Origin of the sequence: uncultured Sulfitobacter sp. (genome assembly GCF_947500075.1) — a bacterium.
Lineage (GTDB): Bacteria > Pseudomonadota > Alphaproteobacteria > Rhodobacterales > Rhodobacteraceae > Sulfitobacter.
This window is the reverse complement of record NZ_CANMQS010000004.1, coordinates 512433-530227: the sequence shown is the minus strand read 5'-3', so window position 1 is coordinate 530227 and position 17795 is coordinate 512433. Positions and strand designations below refer to the sequence as shown.

17 protein-coding genes are annotated in these 17795 nt (G+C 61.8%); 13 read left to right on the top strand and 4 right to left on the bottom strand.

Annotation, left to right across the window (positions count from 1 at the left end; genetic code table 11):
- Positions 1-297 precede the first annotated feature (297 nt).
- The 11 genes from Q1A91_RS15450 to Q1A91_RS15400 all read left to right on the top strand — a co-directional run bounded on the left by Q1A91_RS15450 (position 298) and on the right by Q1A91_RS15400 (position 10094).
- Complete coding sequence (locus Q1A91_RS15450; RefSeq protein ID WP_299879482.1) at positions 298-828, top strand: DUF3305 domain-containing protein; 531 nt, start codon at positions 298-300, stop codon at positions 826-828.
- On the top strand, positions 825-1421 hold the full coding sequence (locus Q1A91_RS15445) for a DUF3306 domain-containing protein (RefSeq protein WP_299879257.1): 597 nt from the start codon (positions 825-827) through the stop codon (positions 1419-1421). The genes Q1A91_RS15450 and Q1A91_RS15445 overlap by 4 nt, the downstream gene beginning before the upstream one ends.
- Positions 1418-2023: a molecular chaperone gene (locus Q1A91_RS15440; RefSeq protein WP_299879254.1), complete on the top strand. Its 606-nt coding sequence runs from the start codon at positions 1418-1420 to the stop codon at positions 2021-2023. The genes Q1A91_RS15445 and Q1A91_RS15440 overlap by 4 nt, the downstream gene beginning before the upstream one ends.
- A 56-nt stretch (positions 2024-2079) precedes the next feature.
- Entirely contained in the window at positions 2080-2268 is a 189-nt protein-coding gene (locus Q1A91_RS15435; RefSeq protein ID WP_299879251.1) for a twin-arginine translocation signal domain-containing protein, read from the top strand.
- Between the two features lie 131 nt (positions 2269-2399).
- A complete protein-coding gene (locus Q1A91_RS15430; protein ID WP_299879248.1) occupies positions 2400-5294 on the top strand; it encodes a formate dehydrogenase subunit alpha in 2895 nt (964 codons plus the stop codon).
- Between the two features lie 14 nt (positions 5295-5308).
- Positions 5309-5905: a formate dehydrogenase FDH3 subunit beta gene (fdh3B, locus tag Q1A91_RS15425; RefSeq protein ID WP_299879246.1), complete on the top strand. Its 597-nt coding sequence runs from the start codon at positions 5309-5311 to the stop codon at positions 5903-5905.
- 85 nt (positions 5906-5990) lie between these two features.
- A complete protein-coding gene (locus Q1A91_RS15420) occupies positions 5991-7190 on the top strand; it encodes a formate dehydrogenase subunit gamma (RefSeq protein WP_299879244.1) in 1200 nt (399 codons plus the stop codon).
- Positions 7191-8525: a c-type cytochrome gene (locus Q1A91_RS15415; protein ID WP_299879241.1), complete on the top strand. Its 1335-nt coding sequence runs from the start codon at positions 7191-7193 to the stop codon at positions 8523-8525. It abuts the gene before it with no gap.
- Between the two features lies 1 nt (position 8526).
- Positions 8527-8652, top strand: coding sequence for a hypothetical protein (locus tag Q1A91_RS15410; protein WP_299879238.1), 126 nt, complete (start codon positions 8527-8529; stop codon positions 8650-8652).
- 33 nt (positions 8653-8685) lie between these two features.
- The gene (locus Q1A91_RS15405) at positions 8686-9390 is read left to right on the top strand and encodes an ABC transporter permease (protein WP_299879235.1); all 705 of its coding nucleotides are present in this window, start codon (positions 8686-8688) and stop codon (positions 9388-9390) included.
- The gene (locus Q1A91_RS15400; RefSeq protein ID WP_299879232.1) at positions 9384-10094 is read left to right on the top strand and encodes an ATP-binding cassette domain-containing protein; all 711 of its coding nucleotides are present in this window, start codon (positions 9384-9386) and stop codon (positions 10092-10094) included. The genes Q1A91_RS15405 and Q1A91_RS15400 overlap by 7 nt, the downstream gene beginning before the upstream one ends.
- 174 nt (positions 10095-10268) lie before the next feature.
- On the opposite strand, the gene Q1A91_RS15395 is transcribed toward Q1A91_RS15400, so the two are convergent.
- The 4 genes from Q1A91_RS15395 to Q1A91_RS15380 all read right to left on the bottom strand — a co-directional run bounded on the left by Q1A91_RS15395 (position 10269) and on the right by Q1A91_RS15380 (position 14852).
- Positions 10269-11669, bottom strand: a complete 1401-nt coding sequence (locus tag Q1A91_RS15395; RefSeq protein ID WP_299879229.1) for a TRAP transporter large permease — start codon at positions 11667-11669, stop codon at positions 10269-10271.
- Positions 11669-12298, bottom strand: coding sequence for a TRAP transporter small permease subunit (locus Q1A91_RS15390; RefSeq protein WP_299879226.1), 630 nt, complete (start codon positions 12296-12298; stop codon positions 11669-11671). Before Q1A91_RS15390 ends, Q1A91_RS15395 begins: the two co-directional genes overlap by 1 nt.
- Before the next feature lie 128 nt (positions 12299-12426).
- Complete coding sequence (locus Q1A91_RS15385; protein WP_299879223.1) at positions 12427-13443, bottom strand: C4-dicarboxylate TRAP transporter substrate-binding protein; 1017 nt, start codon at positions 13441-13443, stop codon at positions 12427-12429.
- A gap of 299 nt (positions 13444-13742) precedes the next feature.
- A complete protein-coding gene (locus tag Q1A91_RS15380) occupies positions 13743-14852 on the bottom strand; it encodes an alcohol dehydrogenase family protein (protein ID WP_299879221.1) in 1110 nt (369 codons plus the stop codon).
- A gap of 171 nt (positions 14853-15023) precedes the next feature.
- Here Q1A91_RS15380 and Q1A91_RS15375 point away from each other — a divergent pair, with 171 nt between their 5' ends.
- Both Q1A91_RS15375 and acs read left to right on the top strand, forming a co-directional pair.
- Positions 15024-15563: a hypothetical protein gene (locus Q1A91_RS15375; RefSeq protein WP_299879218.1), complete on the top strand. Its 540-nt coding sequence runs from the start codon at positions 15024-15026 to the stop codon at positions 15561-15563.
- A 252-nt stretch (positions 15564-15815) separates the two neighbouring features.
- A complete protein-coding gene (gene acs, locus Q1A91_RS15370; RefSeq protein ID WP_299879216.1) occupies positions 15816-17768 on the top strand; it encodes an acetate--CoA ligase in 1953 nt (650 codons plus the stop codon).
- Positions 17769-17795 lie beyond the last annotated feature (27 nt).

The following is a 17795-nucleotide window of genomic DNA, read 5'->3' as shown; positions in this document are numbered from 1 at the left end:
AGCGTAAACCACATTTCTGGCGGTGCGCACCCTGATCCGGCAATGCTGCATGTGCGAAGGAAAAATTTGTCCTGACACGTTGGCGCGCCCGGATCACGCATGGGTCAAGCCCTGTTGACCGAAACGAAATGCAAGCGCTTGCCGCGCCGCAGCACAATGGAATTTGACGGTCTGAGATGGCAAAAACTTCTTTGAAAATACCCCTGAATCAGACAATCATGGCAGCAGCCAACAGTTGACCTCGCCAACGCCAGACCCAGGGACACCTTGACCAGCCAAAGCCCCAAATCCATCTCGATGCCGCTGGGCGTTGTCATCCGCCGCGTACCGGGGGTGACCCGCTGGGCTGCGTATGTGTGGAAAGCGGTGGCTGTGCTGCCCGGCGCGGGCAAGGCGGACTGGAAAGAGCTGCGCACAGATGGCGACGCGGTGGAGTATCATGCCGCCACCCTGCCGCTGGAATTGTTCCGTACCGATACGGAGGCCTATCTGCATGGGTTGTCGGCCAAGGTGCCTGCCATTTACGTCGTGATGCGCCCGTCCGAGGGGGACAATCCGCTGGATGTGACGCTGGTCACGGCCTCTCCTTACGAGGCGCAGGATTATGCGGATACGGGCGAAGAGCTGGTGGAGAAAGTGCCGATGCCCGAAGGGCTGGTGGCCTGGATCCGGGATTATGTGGAACTGCATCACGAGGATGAGGTGTTTATAAAGCGCCGCCGTGACAAGAGCCGGGTCGACCGCAAGGAAGACGGCATTGGCGATGCGCGCATCCGGCAGGTGGCGGATGTGTACCGCGCGCCGTCGACCAAGGAGACGGTGCATTGACCGCGCGCGGTGATTTCTGGGCACGCCGCCGCGCCGGGGTCGTTGCAGAGGCGGAGGCCGAGAAGGCTGCCGTTCAAGCCGAGGCGCTGGCAGAAGAACACGCGGTCTATGAAGAGATGTCAGAGGCCGAAGTGCTGGAGGCGTTGGAACTGCCGGACCCGGACACGCTGGTGCAGGGCGATGATTTCAGCGTGTTCATGGCCAAGGCCGTGCCGGATCAGATCCGCCGCCGCGCGCTGCGCACCTTGTGGCGGTCGAACCCGGTGTTGGCAAACGTCGATATGCTGGTGGATTACGGTGAGGATTTCACCGACAGCGCCATGGTGGTGGAAAACATGCAGACCGCCTATCAGGTGGGCAAAGGCATGCTGAAACACGTAGAGGAAATGGCCCGTCAGGCGGAAAAAGCTGAAGCGGCCCCGGATGTGGAAGAGGCGCCGGAGGAGGCGCCGGTCGAGGAAGAGGTGCTGGTCGCCACGGCCGAGGAGACCGCGCCAGAGGTCGATGAGGCCCCCGCGCCGGAAGAGGAAGAGATGGCCTATGCCGCCCCTGCCCCGCGCCGGATGAAATTCGTAACTGAGGAAACCGCGTGAACGCTGCCGAAGATATCACTGTCGCCTCCGAGGACCGCCTGCGTGCGGACCTCTATAACTTTCTGGGGCTGATGTTGTCCGGCCCGCCGGATCAGCTGTTGCTGGATCAATGTGCGGGCCTGTCCGGCGATGAGAGTGAATTGGGCAAAGCCATTGCCGGTCTGGCGCGGGTCGCCAAAGCCAGCAAACCCAAGACTGTGGAAAGCGAGTTCAACGCGCTCTTCATCGGGTTGGGTCGGGGGGAGTTGCTGCCCTATGCGAGTTATTACCTGACCGGGTTCCTGAACGAAAAGCCGCTGGCGACGCTGCGCACAGACATGGCCGCGCGCAGCATGAGCCGTGCGCCCAATGTGTTTGAGCCCGAAGACAACATCGCCTCCCTGATGGAGATGATGGCGGGCATGATCGTGGGGCGGTTTGGGCAGGTTGCCACGCTGGACGACCAAAAGACGTTTTACAACAAGCACATCGCGCCCTGGGCCGGACATTTCTTTTCGGATCTGGAAGCGGCGAAGAATTCCATTCTCTATGCGTCATTGGGCGCTGTGGGGCGGGAGTTCATGGACATCGAACGCGAAGCATTTCGCATGACTGCTGCATAAGCGGCAGAAATCATCGGTGGGGATGCCCACCACAACAAGGGAGGGAGACATCCCCAATGACCAAGAAAGAGACAGGCACCAATCGCCGCGACTTTCTGAAACTGGCCGGGACCACCGCGCCGGTTGCTGCTGTGGCTCTGGCCGCCAGCACTGACACGGCTGAGGCCAACCCAGTCGATCCGACATCTGAAAAGATGCAGGACACCGCGCACACCCGCGCCTACCTCGACAGCGCCCGCTTCTAGGACGCCATCACAAGACGACACAACGATGACGATCCTGGGACGACTGGTTGCGTGACGCCCGACTGTCTGAGGACACAATCATAACCAAGCAAGCGAGGGGCTGGCCCCGAGCACGCAAGGGAGGAACTAAAATGCTTAGGAAAAAGACCAACGGGGTTGCGCGACGCCCCCAGCGGACCGGCATACTTTCAGACATCGCAGAAAAATCAGTAGACCGCCGGGCGTTCCTGCGCGGCTCGGGTCTGGCCATTGGTGGTCTGGCTGCGATTTCGGCCACGGGTGGCACGGTCACTCAGGCCTCTGCCGCAACGGCCGTGAATGGCGCGGTCGAAACGATCAAATCCGTCTGCACCCACTGTTCTGTGGGCTGTACGGTGGTGGCTGAGGTCGCCAATGGTGTCTGGACGGGTCAGGAACCCGGTTGGGACAGCCCCTTCAACCTTGGTGCCCATTGCGCCAAAGGGGCCGCTGTGCGCGAGCACGCCCATGGTGAACGCCGCCTCAAGTACCCGATGAAGAAAGAAAACGGGGAATGGAAGCGCATCTCATGGGATCAGGCGATCAATGAGATCGGCGACGGCATGATGAATATCCGCGAAGAAAGCGGACCGGATTCCGTCTACTGGCTCGGTTCTGCCAAGCATAACAACGAACAAGCCTATCTCTTCCGCAAGTTTGCTGCCTATTGGGGCACCAACAACGTGGATCACCAGGCGCGGATTTGTCACTCCACCACGGTGGCGGGTGTTGCCAACACCTGGGGCTATGGGGCGATGACCAATAGCTACAACGACATCCACAATTCCAAGGCGATCTTCATCATCGGCGGCAACCCGGCAGAGGCGCACCCCGTCTCGCTGTTGCACTTGCTGAAAGCCAAGGAGCAGAACAACGCACCCGTCATCGTCTGTGACCCGCGCTTTACCCGCACGGCGGCCCATGCGGATGAATATGTGCGTTTCCGTCCCGGCACCGACGTGGCGCTGGTCTGGGGTATCCTCTACCACATCTTCGAGAACGGCTGGGAGGACAAGGAGTTCATCCGCACCCGTGTCTGGGGCATGGACCAGATCAAGGAAGAAGTGGCCAAGTGGACACCTGAAGAAGTCGAGCGTGTGACCGGTGCGCCCGGTTCGCAGCTCAAGCGCGTGGCGCGGACCATGGCCAACAACCGTCCCGGCACCGTGATCTGGTGCATGGGCGGCACCCAGCACACCAACGGCAACAACAACACACGTGCCTATTGTGTGTTGCAGCTGGCGCTTGGCAACATGGGCACCTCCGGTGGCGGCACCAACATCTTCCGCGGCCACGACAACGTGCAGGGCGCGACGGACCTTGGTGTTCTCAGCCACACGCTGCCCGGTTACTACGGTCTGTCCGCAGGCGCATGGGCCCACTGGGGTCGCGTCTGGGAGGAAGATGCGGACTGGCTGAAAGCCCAGTTCGCGATGACCAAGGATGCCGAAGGCAAGGACAAGTCGTTGCAGAACCTCACCGGTATTCCGGTGTCGCGCTGGATTGACGGCGTGCTGGAAGACCCTGAAAACATGGACAATCCTGACAAGGTGCGCGCCATGGTGCTCTGGGGTCACGCGCCCAACTCACAGACCCGTATGAAGGAAATGAAGACCGCGATGGAGCAGCTTGATATGCTCGTGGTCATCGATCCTTATCCAACGGTGTCTGCGGTGCTGCATGACCGCACCGATGGCGTCTACCTGTTGCCTGCCTGTACGCAGTTTGAGACGCGCGGCTCTGTCACCGCCTCGAACCGGTCGTTGCAGTGGCGCGACAAGGTGGTCGATCCGCTGTTTGAAAGCCTCCCCGATGAGGTGATCATGGCGAAGTTTGCCAACAAGTTTGGCTGGGGCGACCGTCTGTTCCGCAACATTGAGATGGAAGATGCGGAAACACCCGTGGTCGAAAGCATCACGCGGGAGTTCAACCGCGGCATGTGGACCATCGGCTATACCGGTCAGAGCCCAGAGCGCATCAAGATGCACATGGCCAACCAGCACACGTTTGACCGCACCACGCTGCAAGCGGTGGGTGGCCCGGCGGATGGCGATTACTACGGTCTGCCATGGCCAAGCTGGGGCACGCCAGAGATGAACCACCCCGGCACGCCGAACCTTTACGACATGTCCAAGCGTGTCTCTGAAGGTGGCCTGACCTTCCGCGCCCGTTTCGGCGTGGAGCGGGATGGGGAGAACCTGCTGGCCGAAGGGGTCTACAGCCTGGGATCGGACATTCAGGATGGCTATCCCGAGTTCACGATGCAGATGCTGATGGACCTTGGTTGGGACAGCGAGCTGACGGCAGAGGAACGCGCCGCGATTGATGCGGTGGCGGGGCCCAAGACCAACTGGAAGACCGACCTGTCGGGCGGCATCCAGCGGGTTGCGATTGCGCATGAATGTGCGCCCTTTGGCAACGCCAAGGCCCGTGCGGTTGTCTGGACCTTCCCGGACCCGATCCCGGTTCACCGCGAGCCGCTGTACAGCAACCGTCGCGATCTGGTTGCGGATTACCCCACCTACGAGGACCGCAAGTTCTACCGCTTGCCGACCATGTATGCCTCTATCCAGAAGCAGGACTTCTCAAAGGATTATCCAATGATCCTGACGTCCGGTCGTCTGGTGGAATATGAAGGCGGCGGGGATGAGACACGCTCCAACCCGTGGCTCGCTGAGCTACAGCAGGACATGTTCGTTGAGATCAACACCCGCGACGCCAACAACCTTGGCATCCGGGATGGCGAACAGGTCTGGGTGGAAGGCCCCGAAGGCGGCAAGGTCAAAGTGATGGCCATGGTCACCCAACGGGTTGGCGAAGGCGTGGCCTTCATGCCGTTCCACTTCGGCGGGCATTTTGAGGGCGAAGACCAACGTCACAAATATCCCGACGGTGCGGACCCTTATGTGCTGGGCGAAAGTACCAACACCGCACAAACCTATGGCTACGATTCAGTCACCCAGATGCAAGAGACGAAAGCCACTCTTTGCAAAATCTGGGCAGCGTAAGGAGGACATAGACAATGGCCGCAAGAGCAAAGTTTCTCGTGGATGCCGAACGCTGCATTGAATGCAATGCCTGCGTGACAGCATGTAAGAACGAACATGAAGTGCCCTGGGGCATCAACCGCCGGAAGGTCGTCACCATCAATGACGGCTCTCCCGGAGAACGGTCGATTTCCGTGGCATGTATGCATTGTTCGGATGCCCCCTGTATGGCGGTCTGCCCGACAGACTGCTTTTACCAGAACGAGGAGGGGGTGGTGCTCCACTCCAAAGACCTCTGCATTGGCTGTGGATACTGTTTCTACGCGTGCCCTTTCGGCGCGCCGCAGTTCCCGCAGGCGGGCAATTTCGGATCCCGTGGCAAGATGGACAAATGTACCTTCTGCGCCGGTGGTCCGGAGGAGACCCATTCCACCGCGGAGTTCGCCAAATACGGCAAGAACCGCATCGCGGAAGGCAAGCTGCCGATCTGCGCTGAGATGTGCGCAACCAAGGCACTGCTGGCGGGTGACGGGGACGTTGTTTCCGGCATCTACCGCGAACGTGTGGTGGCGCGGGGCTTTGGCTCCGGTGCCTGGGGCTGGGGTTCAGCCTATGGTCAGCGCGACGGTTAAACCGCTCTGACGTGAGACACAAATCAGGGCGGCTCCCACGGGGGTCGCCCTTTTTCGCTGATATGAAATTCACAAGGATACCCCCATGCGCGCGCTGATCGCCCTGCTGCTGACCCTGACGTTTCTGACCACGGCCCATGCGCAAGAGGCGGAGGCCCCTGCCCCGGACCGGTCCGCGACCGGTGGTGCGCAGTCGCTGGAGGATATTCTGGCCCGCCAGCGGGGGGAGACGGTGGACAACAGCTTCCGCTCGGACGCGGTGGGCAATCCGGATTCGGCTGCTGGTATGGCCAATCAACTGGGCACTTTGGGCGGCTCATCGGACCCGGAGCTGTGGCGCGCATTGCGCTTTGGGTCTGCGGACATCACCTCCACCTATCGCGGGCCTGCGGCCACAACGCTGGTGCAGGACGGTGGCATGAAGTGGCTGACTTTCCGCGAAGGGCCGCTGTCGACCTATGGGGCCTATCTGATGGGTGGCACCTTGGTGCTGCTGGCGCTGTTTTATCTGCTGCGCGGGCGCATCCGCATCGACGGGGAGAAGACGGGCCGCCGGATTGAGCGGTTCAAGGCGATTGAGCGGTTTGGCCATTGGTTGCTGGCAGGGTCGTTCATCCTGCTGGGCATCACCGGGTTGATCACGCTATTCGGGCGCAAAGTCCTGATCCCGGCCTTTGGGCATGAGGCATTCTCCACCATCGCGATTGCATCGAAATGGGTGCACAACAACGTCTCATGGGCGTTTATGATCGCACTGGTGATGATCTTTGTGATGTGGGTCATTCACAACCTGCCGGACCGGACGGACATCAACTGGCTGCTGAAAGGCGGCGGGATTTTCACCAAAGGGCATCCACCTGCGAAGAAGTTCAATGCGGGGCAAAAACTGATCTTCTGGTCGGTCATCCTGCTGGGCGGGTCAATCTCTGTCTCCGGCCTTGCGCTGCTGTTCCCGTTCGAGATGAACATGTTTGCCGCGACCTTTGCCAAGATGAACGCCTGGGGCATATCGGGTGCGCTGGGGCTGGGTGAATTGCCCACGGTTCTGGCACCGCATCAGGAAATGCAGTTTGCCCAGCTGTGGCACGCCATTGTCAGCTTTGTGCTGATGGCGATTGTGCTGGCGCATATCTACATCGGATCGGTGGGCATGGAAGGCGCCTATGACGCCATGGGCTCCGGTCAGGTGGAAGAGCAATGGGCCAAGGAGCACCATTCGCTTTGGGTGGAAGAGGTGCAGGCCAAGCAAAAGGCCGCCCCTGAAAGCGCGACGCCCGCTGAGTGAATGCTGCGGGCGCTGGTCATAGCGGCGGTCTGCGCGGGGTCTGTGGTGGGGCCTGCGTCCGGGCAGGCGTTCTTCACGCTCAAGGGCCATGGCGGGCCGATCATGGATATTGCGGTGTCCCCTGCGGGCCAGATTGCCACGGCGAGTTTTGACAACTCGGTTGGCCTGTGGGACGGGACCGCGCCTGCGTGGTTTGAAGGGCACCGGGCGGCGGTGAACACGGTTGGGTTCTGGTCTGACGATGTGTTCGCCTCCGGCGGGGATGACTTCAAGGTTTGGCTGTGGTCGACGGCTGAGGGGGCGGGTCGGCCCGTGGCGGAACATACCGCCAAGGTCACGGATGTGGCCTTTGGCCCGGATGGGCAGACCATGGCGACCGCGTCCTGGGACACGACGATTGGATTGACGCTGGTGACCGGGCAAGATGGGCCGATGGCGGATTGGCAGGCCACCCGGCGCAAGCTCACGGGGCACAAGGCGGGCGTGAACGCGGTGACCTTCTCAGGCGATGGCAAGACGATCTATTCGGCCTCTGTCGACGGGACGATCCGGTCGTGGCGGTTTGACGGGCCGCAGGTGGTGTCAAACGTGATCGTCAAACATGGCTTCGGGGTGAACGAGCTGATCGTGAATGATGCCGCAGGCTGGCTGGCTTACGGGGCCACCGATGGCGGCACGCGGATCATTGATCTGGAGACCCGCGCGCAGATTGCCGATTTTACCTTGGGGCGGCGGCCCATTCTGGCGATGGCCTATAGTGATGTGACGCAGACCCTCGCGGTGGGGGACGGTCAGGGCTATATCATGCTGATCGACACCGAAGCACGCAAGATCACCCATGATTTCCGCGCCTCGCGTTCTGGCCCGGTGTGGGCGCTGGCGTTTTCGCCGGACGGGCGATCCATCCACGCGGGCGGGATTGAGGACATCATGTATTCCTGGCCCGTCGACACCATGAGCGCGCTGGAACCGATGGCCGGTGGCACGCGCAGTTTTCTGGAAAAGCCTGAGAGCCTGCCCAACGGGGAACGTCAGTTCAAACGCAAATGTTCGATCTGTCATACGTTGACGGCGGGGTCTGCGCGCAAGGCGGGGCCGAGCCTGCATGGGCTTTTCGGGCGCAAGGCGGGGACGGTGCCCGATTACAGCTACTCGCCCACGCTGGATACGTCGGAAATTGTCTGGTCAGCAGAGACGATCAATGGTTTGTTCGATCTGGGGCCGGATCACTTTATACCGGGGTCCAAGATGCCGATGCAGCGCATTGTGAAAAAGCAGGACCGGGACGACCTGATAGACTATCTGCGGGTCCACACGGCACAGGGAGAGGACTGATATGAAAGCCATGCTTGTTGCCTTTGTGGCGATTGCGGTCATCGCCGTGGGATCAAACGCGGTGCTGGATCAGGTGGGTTTCTCTGCGCAGGAGCGGACCTCCGGTCCTGCCGTGCGGTTGGACTAACGGGCGCGGCGCGGCGGTTAGGACAGATTTCCAATGAATGAGATTTGGGCCGGCATGCTGGAAGCCTTCCGGCTGATCGTCACGCTGGACGGGGATCTGGTGGAGATCACGCTGCGGTCCTTGCAGGTCAGCCTGTCGGCTTTGGTGATTGCTTGCGGTGTTGCCCTGCCCCTCGGCACATGGCTGGCGATCCGGCGGTTTCGCTACAGGCGGGCGGCGATTGCGACGCTGAATGCGCTGATGGGGCTGCCGCCGGTGGTGGTGGGGTTGATTGTCTATCTGCTGCTGTCGCGGTCGGGGCCGTTCGGGGTGCTGGGGCTGCTCTTCACGCCTACGGCGATGATCATCGCACAGGTGGTCATCATCACGCCGCTCATTGCCTCGATCACCCATCAGGCGATGCGGGAATTGTGGGCGGAGTATCATGATCTGTTGATCTCCCTCAACACGTCGAGCCGCCAGCGGGTGGTGACGCTGATCTGGGACGGGCGGCGGGCGTTGCTGACCGGCGCGCTGGCGGGGTTTGGCCGCGCGATTGGGGAAGTGGGGGCGATCATGATCGTGGGGGGCAATATTGATCACGCCACCCGCGTGCTGACCACGGCGATTGCACTGGAGACCGGCAAGGGGGATTTCGCGCTGGCGCTGGGATTGGGGTTTGTGCTGATCGCGCTGGCACTGATTGTGAACTTCGCCATCCACACCCTGTCCCGGACAGAGCGGGAGGGGACATGGTAGGGCCTTCTGTTGAGTTGAGAGAGGTGTGCGTGACGCGGCGGGGCAAGGCGATCCTTGGGCCGATCACCCTGACCTTGGGCGGCAGCGGTTTCACCATTGTGCTGGGGCCAAACGGCGCGGGCAAGACGACGCTATTGAAGGTGCTGCACGGGGTGGAGCGGGTGTCCTCGGGGACGGTGGCGTGGTCCAGCGGGGACGCGGCGGCACGGCAGGAGCAGGCCTATGTGTTTCAGCGCCCGATCATGCTGCGCCGGTCGGTGCGGCAGAACCTGGCTTACCCCTTGCAGTTGCTGGGCATGCCGAAGGCGGAGATTGCGGGCAAGGTTGTGGATTGGGCGGCGCGGATCGGGCTGGAAGAGATGCTCGACCGCCCTGCCCCGCGGCTGTCTGGCGGGGAGAAGCAGAAGCTGGCGTTGGGGCGGGCGCTCATCCGCGCGCCGCGTGTGCTGTTTCTGGATGAGCCCTGTGCGAACCTCGATGGGCGCTCAACACGGGAGATTGAAGCGGTGTTGCAGGCGGCCCATGCGGGCGGTACGCGGATCGTGATGACCACCCATGATCTGGGTCAGGCGCGGCGGCTGGCCACGGATGTGGTGTTTGTGCTGAACGGGCGGTTGCATGAGCAAGGCGGGGCACCCGGCGTGTTTGAAGGGCCGCAGACGGCGGAGGCTGCGGCGTTTTTTCAGGGCGATATTGTGGAGTAATCAGCGGGGCGTTTGGGGCTGCTGGGGTGCAAGGATATTTCTGGCCAAAAAGAGGGGCCAGGGCGGTGGCTTGGTGGCGACGGGCGCGCGGGATCTGCGCGCGGCAGGCACCGGGATTGAAGGGGTGAGGTTTGCCATGCCCGGCGTGAGGGGCGCGGGCATGGCGTTTGGGTTTTATCCGGCCAGTGACGGGAGCCAGAGCACGATGCCGGGGAAGGCCACCAGAAGGGCGATGGTGATGGCGTCGGCGATGAAGAAGGGGGTGACGCCCTTGAACACGTCCTGCACGTTGAGGTCATCCCGCACCCCTGCCACCACAAAGCAGTTGAGGCCGATGGGCGGGGTGATCAGGCAGAATTCGGCCATTTTGACCACAAGGATGCCGAACCAGATCGCGCACATGGGGCCCGACATGCCGAAGGCGCTGTCTGCGGCGGAGACCATCTCACCGCCGTTCAGGGCCATCACCGCCGGGTAGACCACGGGCAGGGTCAAGAGCAGCATGCCGATGGCGTCCATGAACATGCCCAGCACCGCATAGGCCAGCAGGATGCAGATCAGGATCGACAGCGGCGACATCTCCAGCGTGGTGATCCATGCGGCGAAAGCATCGGGGAGTTCGGCGAAGCCGAGGAACCGGACGTAGATCAGCACGCCCCAGATGATGGTGAAGATCATCACGGTGAGCTTGGCGGTTTCCAGAAGGGCTTCTTTCAGCTGGCCCCAGCGCATGCCTTTGTAGAGCGCCATCAGGAAGACGATGAAGGCGCCCACCGCGCCGCCTTCCGTGGGGGTGCCCCATGCGTCACCGAATGGGTTGTAGACGAAGAAGATGATGATCACGACCACCGCCACGATGGGCAAGGCGGGCGGCAGGGAGGCGAAGCGTTCGCCCCAGGTGAAGCCGCCCACCGGCGGGCCCACGGATTTGAAGACCATCGCGATGCCGATGATGATGGTGGCGTAGACGATGGCGGAGAACGCGCCGGGGATAAAGCCTGCGAGCAGGAGCATGCCGACGTCCTGTTCGACGATGATCGCGTAGATCACGAGGATGGCGGAGGGGGGGATCAGCGAGGCGAGCGTGCCGCCTGCGGCCACGACGCCTGCGGCGAATTGTTTGTTGTATCCGACTTTGAGCATTTCCGGGATGGCGATGCGGGCAAAGACGGCGGCGGTGGCGACGGAAGCGCCGGAAACGGCGGCGAAACCTGCGGTGGCGAAGACCGTGGCCACGGCGAGGCCACCGGGCACCCATGCGACCCAGCGTTTGGCCGCCTCAAACAGCGCCATCGTCAGTTTGGCGTGATAGGCCAGGTAGCCGATCATGATGAAGACGGGGATCAGGCTGAGCACCTGGGCGGAGACTTTGGAGTGCGGGGTGAGGCCTGCGATCTTGGTGCTGATCTCAACCGCTTTCCAGAAGCGGTCGGGGTCGTAGTCAAAGCCGTTCCAGCGCAGCCAGACGAGGCCTACGAAACCTGCCAGACCGGCGGCAAAGGCCACGCGCATGCCCAGCACCACCATCACCAGCATGCCGCCCGAGACCCAGAGGCCAATTTCAATCGGTTCCATCAGTCAGACCCTTCCAGCGCTTTGGCTTCGGCCATGGCCTGTTCTTCGATTGTCAGTGACAGCGGCACCGCCACGGGGCTTTCCAGCCCCAGCACCAGCGCGCGGCCAAAGCCCCAGGCCTGCAAGAGCAGCCGCAGCACCAGCACGGCGAAGGCGAAAGGCACCACCAGTTTGCTGGGCCAGATCGGCAGGCCGATGTCGATGGAACTGTCGCGGCTGCACAGCGGGCGGGCGCAGTCAAAGGAGCGGTCGAAGTGCTCCCACGCGCCCCAGGTGAGGAAGACGATCAGCAGCAGCATCAGCAGGACGGAAATGAGTTCAAACAGCCACAGCAGGCGGCCCTTGAGTTTGCCCACCAGCATGTCCATGCGGATGTGGGTGCCGTCACGCTGGACATAGGCCACGCCCATGATCGCGATGATCGGCATCGCGGCTTCGATGTAGTCCACGTAGCCTGCCAGCGGCGAGGCGAAGAATTTGCGGCCTGTCACGGAATAGGCGGCGAGGAACATCAGCGAGAAGGTCGCGAGGCCGGAGATCAGCGCGCAGAACCGCTCCAGCGGGAGAAGCGCGCGGTCGAGGCGGCTGAGGAGGCTTGAGTCCTCCAGGACTGCGGCGGAGCCTGCCATGGGTATGTCCTTTTACGTGGGTGCGATGGGTGCGAGCACCCATCCTACGGGGTGTGTCAGGTCGCAAAACGGGCGCGCGAGACCCGCGCACCCGTAGGATGGGTGATCTCACCCATCAATGCGATCATTCAGCTGCCGCTTTTTGCATCCGCGAGTGTCTTGGCCACCAGATCATAGAGCTCCTGACCCGGCAGGCCCTGTGCTTCCATGTCGGCAATCCACTTGTCGCGGATCGGATCGGCAGCCTTGGCGCGGAATTCGGCGATCACGTCATCGGCGATCTCGACTTTCTGCACGCCCTTCTCTTCCAGCACGCTGTCCCAGCGCTCCAGCAGTTCGGCGTAGTTGGCCAGATAGTGATCGAGCGCTTCGTCCACCGAGCTGTCGAGCGCCTCACGCTCCGCGTCCGACAGGCTCTCATAGGCGTCGATGTTCACCACCACGGGGCAGTTCACGGTGCCGGGGTTGAGGTTGGCGGTCCACCAGTCGGCTTCATTGATCGTGCCGAAGCTGAGGTGGGCGTGCTGGGCGAAGGCCACGGTGTCCACAACGCCGGATTCCATCGCCTGGAAGGCTTCGGTTGCGGTCACAGAAGTCGGCACGCCGCCAACGGCTTCGAACGCCTGACCCAGACCGCCCGTGGCGCGCACGCGCATGCCTTCGAAGTCAGCCAGATCATCGCGCGGCTCTCCGGTGCCGACAAGGTTGTACTGCGGCATGGGTGAGGTCATCAGCAGACGCGCATTCCACTGCGCCATCTCTTCGGTGGCGGCAGGGTGGGCGTAGACGGCTTTGGACACGGCCACTTCCTGCTCAAGGTTCTCAACACCGAGGAACGGCAGTTCCAGCACGGTGATCACGCGGTTCTTGTCGCGGTGGTAGCCGGCACAGAACTGCGCCATTTCAAACGCGCCGATGGAGATACCATCGAGGTTTTCGCGGTTCTTGGACAGGCCGCCGTAGCTGACGTTCATGGTGAATTCGCCGCCGGTTTTCTCCGACACCAGTTCCGCGATTTTCTCAACATGTTCGGTAAACGCACGGCGTTTGCCCCAGACGGAGACGTTCCATTCGGTGGCTGCGGCTTCGCTCACAAAAGCGAAGCTGATTGCGCAGACGGCGGCGCCGCTCAAATACTTGGTCATAGGTTTCTCCCTTATCAAAGTGCCATGGGGCACATCCAGTTTTGGCGCACGGTGGGTCTTTGTGCAGGGCGGCTTTATTGCCGCCTTCTGTGCCCGGAATCGCGCGCGTTACGTCGCCAAGGAAAGCCTGCGGCGCGAAGGGTTGCAAACATTTATCGGGAAATGCCTTATTGGATTGGATTTTTATTCTTTAACAGCGTGTTATGGCGCGACCTTAACCCACGTCGATTTGACCATCCACGATCACTGTGCGGAATTTCGCACAAATCCTGAGACATTCGTCGGTGTCGCAACCGGCTTCAGCCTGCTTCTGGCAGGACGACGATATTGCCGATATGGGCTTTGTCCATGAATGCCGTTTGCGCGGCGGGAAGCTCAGAGAGGGGGTAGGTGCCTGCGACCAGCGGTTTGATCTCTCCCCGTTCGATATACCCCAGCAGGTCGGTGAAGATATGTGGCGGCACCACGGTGGAGCCGTGGAAGGTCAGGTCGCGCAGGTAGAGCGTGCGCAGATCGAGCGTGACCATCGGGCCTGCGATGGCGCCAGAGCAGGCAAAACGCGCCCCGCGTGCCATCACCTCAATGATCTGCGGCCAGTCGTCGCCGCCAACCACGTCGCAGACCACATCGACGGTGGCCCGGCCCGTTGCAGCCTGCAGGGCGGCGGCAAGATCGGGCGGGGCGCGGTCCAGCGTGACATCTGCGCCAAGCGCCTTGAGCGCGTCCTGTTTCGCGGGGGATGACAAAGCGATGACAAAGGCGCCCCGCCGCTTGGCCAGTTGCACAAGCGCAGATCCCACGCCGCCCGAAGCGCCTGTGATCAGCACATGATCGCCCTGCCCGGCTTCGGCGCGCGCCAGCATGCCCTCGGCGGTGGAGTAGGAACAGCTGAAGGTGGCAAGCTCCGTATCGGTCATGGGGCTGTCGATTGCATGGGTGTTGCGGTAATCGGCCGTGGTGTACTGGGCAAAGCCACCGTCCCGTTCGGACCCGAAGTACCCGGTCTTGTCCCGGTTCAGCGGGTCGGACCAATCGCGTTGCCAGCAGTCCAGCATCACCCGCTTGCCCAGCAGATCCGAAGGCGCATTGGCCCCCAGCGCCACAACGCGGCCCACGGCGTCCGCGCCCTGAATGCGCGGGAACCGGATCGGGCTGCCGCCCCATGCGGGGTCGTCCTGCCCTTGCACTGTCTGCGCCGCAGCACCATCCGTCGCAGTCGTCACCGATTTGGAGTACCAGCCGGTGCGTGTATTGATGTCGGTGTTGTTGCACCCGCAGGCCCCCACCCTGATCAGCACATCATCCGGCCCCGGTTGCGGCACAGGCCAGTCGGTGTGGAACTGCTGGGCCTCCATGCCGCCATGCTGGTGAAGGACGAATGCAGCCATCGTTTGGGGCAGTTCGGTCATGGGAGGCTCCGGTTGTGGATAACGCCGCAGAGCCTGACGGGCGATGTGACAAAGGGCAAGAGCGACTTGTTCGCCGCTCCTCGCGCCATGGTTGAAAATTGGACTAAAACAACCATTTCCGGAGTGGCCCGCTTGCATGAAATGCCGAATCCATAGTATTTCTTGCGCTGCATGGGCGGTTCTGACCGTTCGACGGGTGGCTATGACCGGGCCGGGATTTCCGGATTTGTCGTTATTCTTGGGCTGAATTGCATGACGCAAGACATTGCTGCAGAGAGCGTGGCGGAGGAGATCCTGTACCTCACCGGCAAGGCGATTCTGGAGAATGACGACAGCATTTTCATCTCATGTGTCGCGCTGCCGCTGTTGATGGAGACCATCAACGGTCAGCGGGTGTTCGTGTCAGATCAGGAAATTCGCCAGTCGCTGGCCGGGGTGCGGCAGTACATGAAAGACAACGGTTTTGTCGATTTCGTGCGCACCGTGGTATCGTCGGAGTTTCTGGATGAAGGCACCATCGGCTCAACCCATGTCTGCCAGATGCTGCATCGCGATGGCACCGCGGAACGCGCGCCTTTCCCGGTTTATTCCATCTTCCGCCGCTATGGCGGGTCATGGAAAATGACCTCCTGCATCTATGCCATTCTCGACAGTCCGGAGCATAACAACGCGCTGCTGCCGGGACGTTTGCTGGGCGAGAAAACGACCTGAGCCTGGCACTGGCTTGGCCAGGCCATGCACCTTGTCCCTTATCGTCCGGCCCAACATGCAAACGCATCACCCCGATCCGGCAGGCAGAGGTCTTTACACCTTTTCGGCCTTGCGGAAAAAACTTTACAGAAGGTCTGCGCGGTCTTCGTGTTGCGTGTTCCCTTCATCCGCCGATGGCCATAAGCTTTGCCCAAACGACCGGAGCGCTGCGCAATCCAAGACGCAGGCCCACCACCGGAGGAGACCCGACCTATGTCCGATGCCAAGACCTACCCGCCCAGTGCTGACTTTGCGGCCAAAGCCCATGTGAATGCGGATCGCTACCGCCAGATGTATGACGCCTCTATCGCTGATCCCGATGCGTTCTGGGCGGATCAGGCGGGCCGCGTGGATTGGATCAAGCCGTTCACGCAGGTGAAAGACGTCGATTACACGCTGGGGAACGTGAAGATCAATTGGTACGCGGATGGGCAGTTGAACGTGGCGGCCAATTGCGTGGACCGTCACGCCGCCGCAACGCCGGACCGCACCGCGATTATCTGGGAGCCGGACAGCCCGCATGATGACGCGCTGCACATCACCTATGCGGAACTGCGCGGCCATGTCTGCAAGATGGCCAATGTGTTGAAAAACCTTGGTGTCGGTAAAGGCGACCGGGTGGTGATCTATATGCCGATGATCCCTGAGGCGGCCTATGCCATGCTGGCCTGCGCGCGGATCGGGGCCATTCATTCCATCGTGTTTGCGGGGTTCTCTCCGGATGCCCTTGGGGCACGGGTGAATGGCTGTGACGCGAAACTGGTGATCACCTCTGACGGTGCGCCGCGCGGCGGGCGGGTGACCAACCTGAAGGACAACGTCAATCAGGCGCTGCTGAATGACTTTGACGAAGTGAAGTGCCTTGTTGTCAAACGCACCGGCCAGCAGGTTGCGTGGCGCGGGGATCTGGATTTCTGGCTGCATGAGCAGTTGGAAGAAGTCAGCGACGACTGCCCTGCGGAGCCGATGAATGCTGAGGATCCGTTGTTTATCCTCTACACCTCCGGCTCCACCGGGCAGCCCAAGGGGGTGGTGCATACCACCGGCGGCTATCTGGTCTATGCGGCGATGACCCATGAGATCACCTTTGATTACCACGAGGGCGATATCTTCTGGTGCACGGCGGATGTGGGCTGGGTCACGGGGCACAGCTATATCGTCTATGGTCCGCTGGCCAATGGGGCCACGACGCTGATGTTCGAAGGGGTGCCGACCTATCCGGATGCGAGCCGGTTCTGGCAGGTGTGCGAGAAGCACAAGGTGAACCAGTTCTACACCGCGCCGACGGCCTTGCGGGCGTTGATGGGGCAAGGTGACGACTGGGTGAAAAAGGCCGATCTGAGCAGCCTGCGCCTGCTGGGCACCGTGGGGGAGCCGATCAACCCCGAAGCCTGGAACTGGTACAACGAGGTTGTCGGCGGCGGGCGGTGTCCCATCGTGGATACCTGGTGGCAGACCGAGACGGGTGGCCATCTGATGACCCCCCTGCCCGGTGCCCATGCCATGAAGCCCGGTGCGGCGATGAAGCCCTATTTCGGGATCAAGCCACTGGTGCTGGAGCCAACCTCGGCCGAGGTGCTGGACGGCAATCCGGCGGAGGGTGTGCTCGTCATTGCCGACAGCTGGCCCGGTCAGATGCGCACGGTCTGGGGCGATCACGAACGGTTCGAAAAGACCTATTTCAGCGACTATCCGGGGTATTACTTCACCGGCGATGGCTGCAAACGCGATGCGGATGGGGATTTCTGGATCACGGGCCGGGTGGATGACGTGATCAACGTCTCCGGCCACCGGATGGGCACGGCGGAGGTGGAATCCGCTCTGGTGGCCCATGCCACCGTCGCAGAGGCCGCGGTTGTGGGCTATCCGCATGACATCAAGGGTCAGGGCATCTACTGCTATGTGACGCTGATGGGGGGGCAGGAGCCGTCAGACGCCCTGCGCAAGGAGCTGGAGACCTGGGTGCGGACAGAAATCGGGCCGATTGCGAAGCCCGATCTGATCCAGTGGGCACCGGGGCTGCCCAAGACACGGTCGGGCAAGATCATGCGGCGTATTCTGCGCAAGATTGCGGAGAATGATTATGGCGCGCTGGGGGATACCTCAACGCTGGCGGATCCATCGGTGGTGGATGATCTGATTGAGAACCGGATGAACCGGGGATAGTCGCGCGCGTCTGGCCCTTCGGGACCG

Coding starts and splice junctions, on each gene's coding strand:
- Q1A91_RS15450 (WP_299879482.1), top strand. CDS start 298: ATGCCGCTGGGCGTTGTCATCCGCCGCGTACCGGGGGTGACCCGCTGG.
- Q1A91_RS15420 (WP_299879244.1), top strand. CDS start 5,991: ATGCGCGCGCTGATCGCCCTGCTGCTGACCCTGACGTTTCTGACCACG.
- Q1A91_RS15385 (WP_299879223.1), bottom strand. CDS start 13,443: ATGACCAAGTATTTGAGCGGCGCCGCCGTCTGCGCAATCAGCTTCGCT.
- Q1A91_RS15390 (WP_299879226.1), bottom strand. CDS start 12,298: ATGGCAGGCTCCGCCGCAGTCCTGGAGGACTCAAGCCTCCTCAGCCGC.
- Q1A91_RS15405 (WP_299879235.1), top strand. CDS start 8,686: ATGAATGAGATTTGGGCCGGCATGCTGGAAGCCTTCCGGCTGATCGTC.
- Q1A91_RS15375 (WP_299879218.1), top strand. CDS start 15,024: ATGGGCGGTTCTGACCGTTCGACGGGTGGCTATGACCGGGCCGGGATT.
- Q1A91_RS15400 (WP_299879232.1), top strand. CDS start 9,384: ATGGTAGGGCCTTCTGTTGAGTTGAGAGAGGTGTGCGTGACGCGGCGG.
- Q1A91_RS15415 (WP_299879241.1), top strand. CDS start 7,191: ATGCTGCGGGCGCTGGTCATAGCGGCGGTCTGCGCGGGGTCTGTGGTG.
- Q1A91_RS15395 (WP_299879229.1), bottom strand. CDS start 11,669: ATGGAACCGATTGAAATTGGCCTCTGGGTCTCGGGCGGCATGCTGGTG.
- acs (WP_299879216.1), top strand. CDS start 15,816: ATGTCCGATGCCAAGACCTACCCGCCCAGTGCTGACTTTGCGGCCAAA.
- Q1A91_RS15435 (WP_299879251.1), top strand. CDS start 2,080: ATGACCAAGAAAGAGACAGGCACCAATCGCCGCGACTTTCTGAAACTG.
- fdh3B (WP_299879246.1), top strand. CDS start 5,309: ATGGCCGCAAGAGCAAAGTTTCTCGTGGATGCCGAACGCTGCATTGAA.
- Q1A91_RS15430 (WP_299879248.1), top strand. CDS start 2,400: ATGCTTAGGAAAAAGACCAACGGGGTTGCGCGACGCCCCCAGCGGACC.
- Q1A91_RS15410 (WP_299879238.1), top strand. CDS start 8,527: ATGAAAGCCATGCTTGTTGCCTTTGTGGCGATTGCGGTCATCGCCGTG.
- Q1A91_RS15380 (WP_299879221.1), bottom strand. CDS start 14,852: ATGACCGAACTGCCCCAAACGATGGCTGCATTCGTCCTTCACCAGCAT.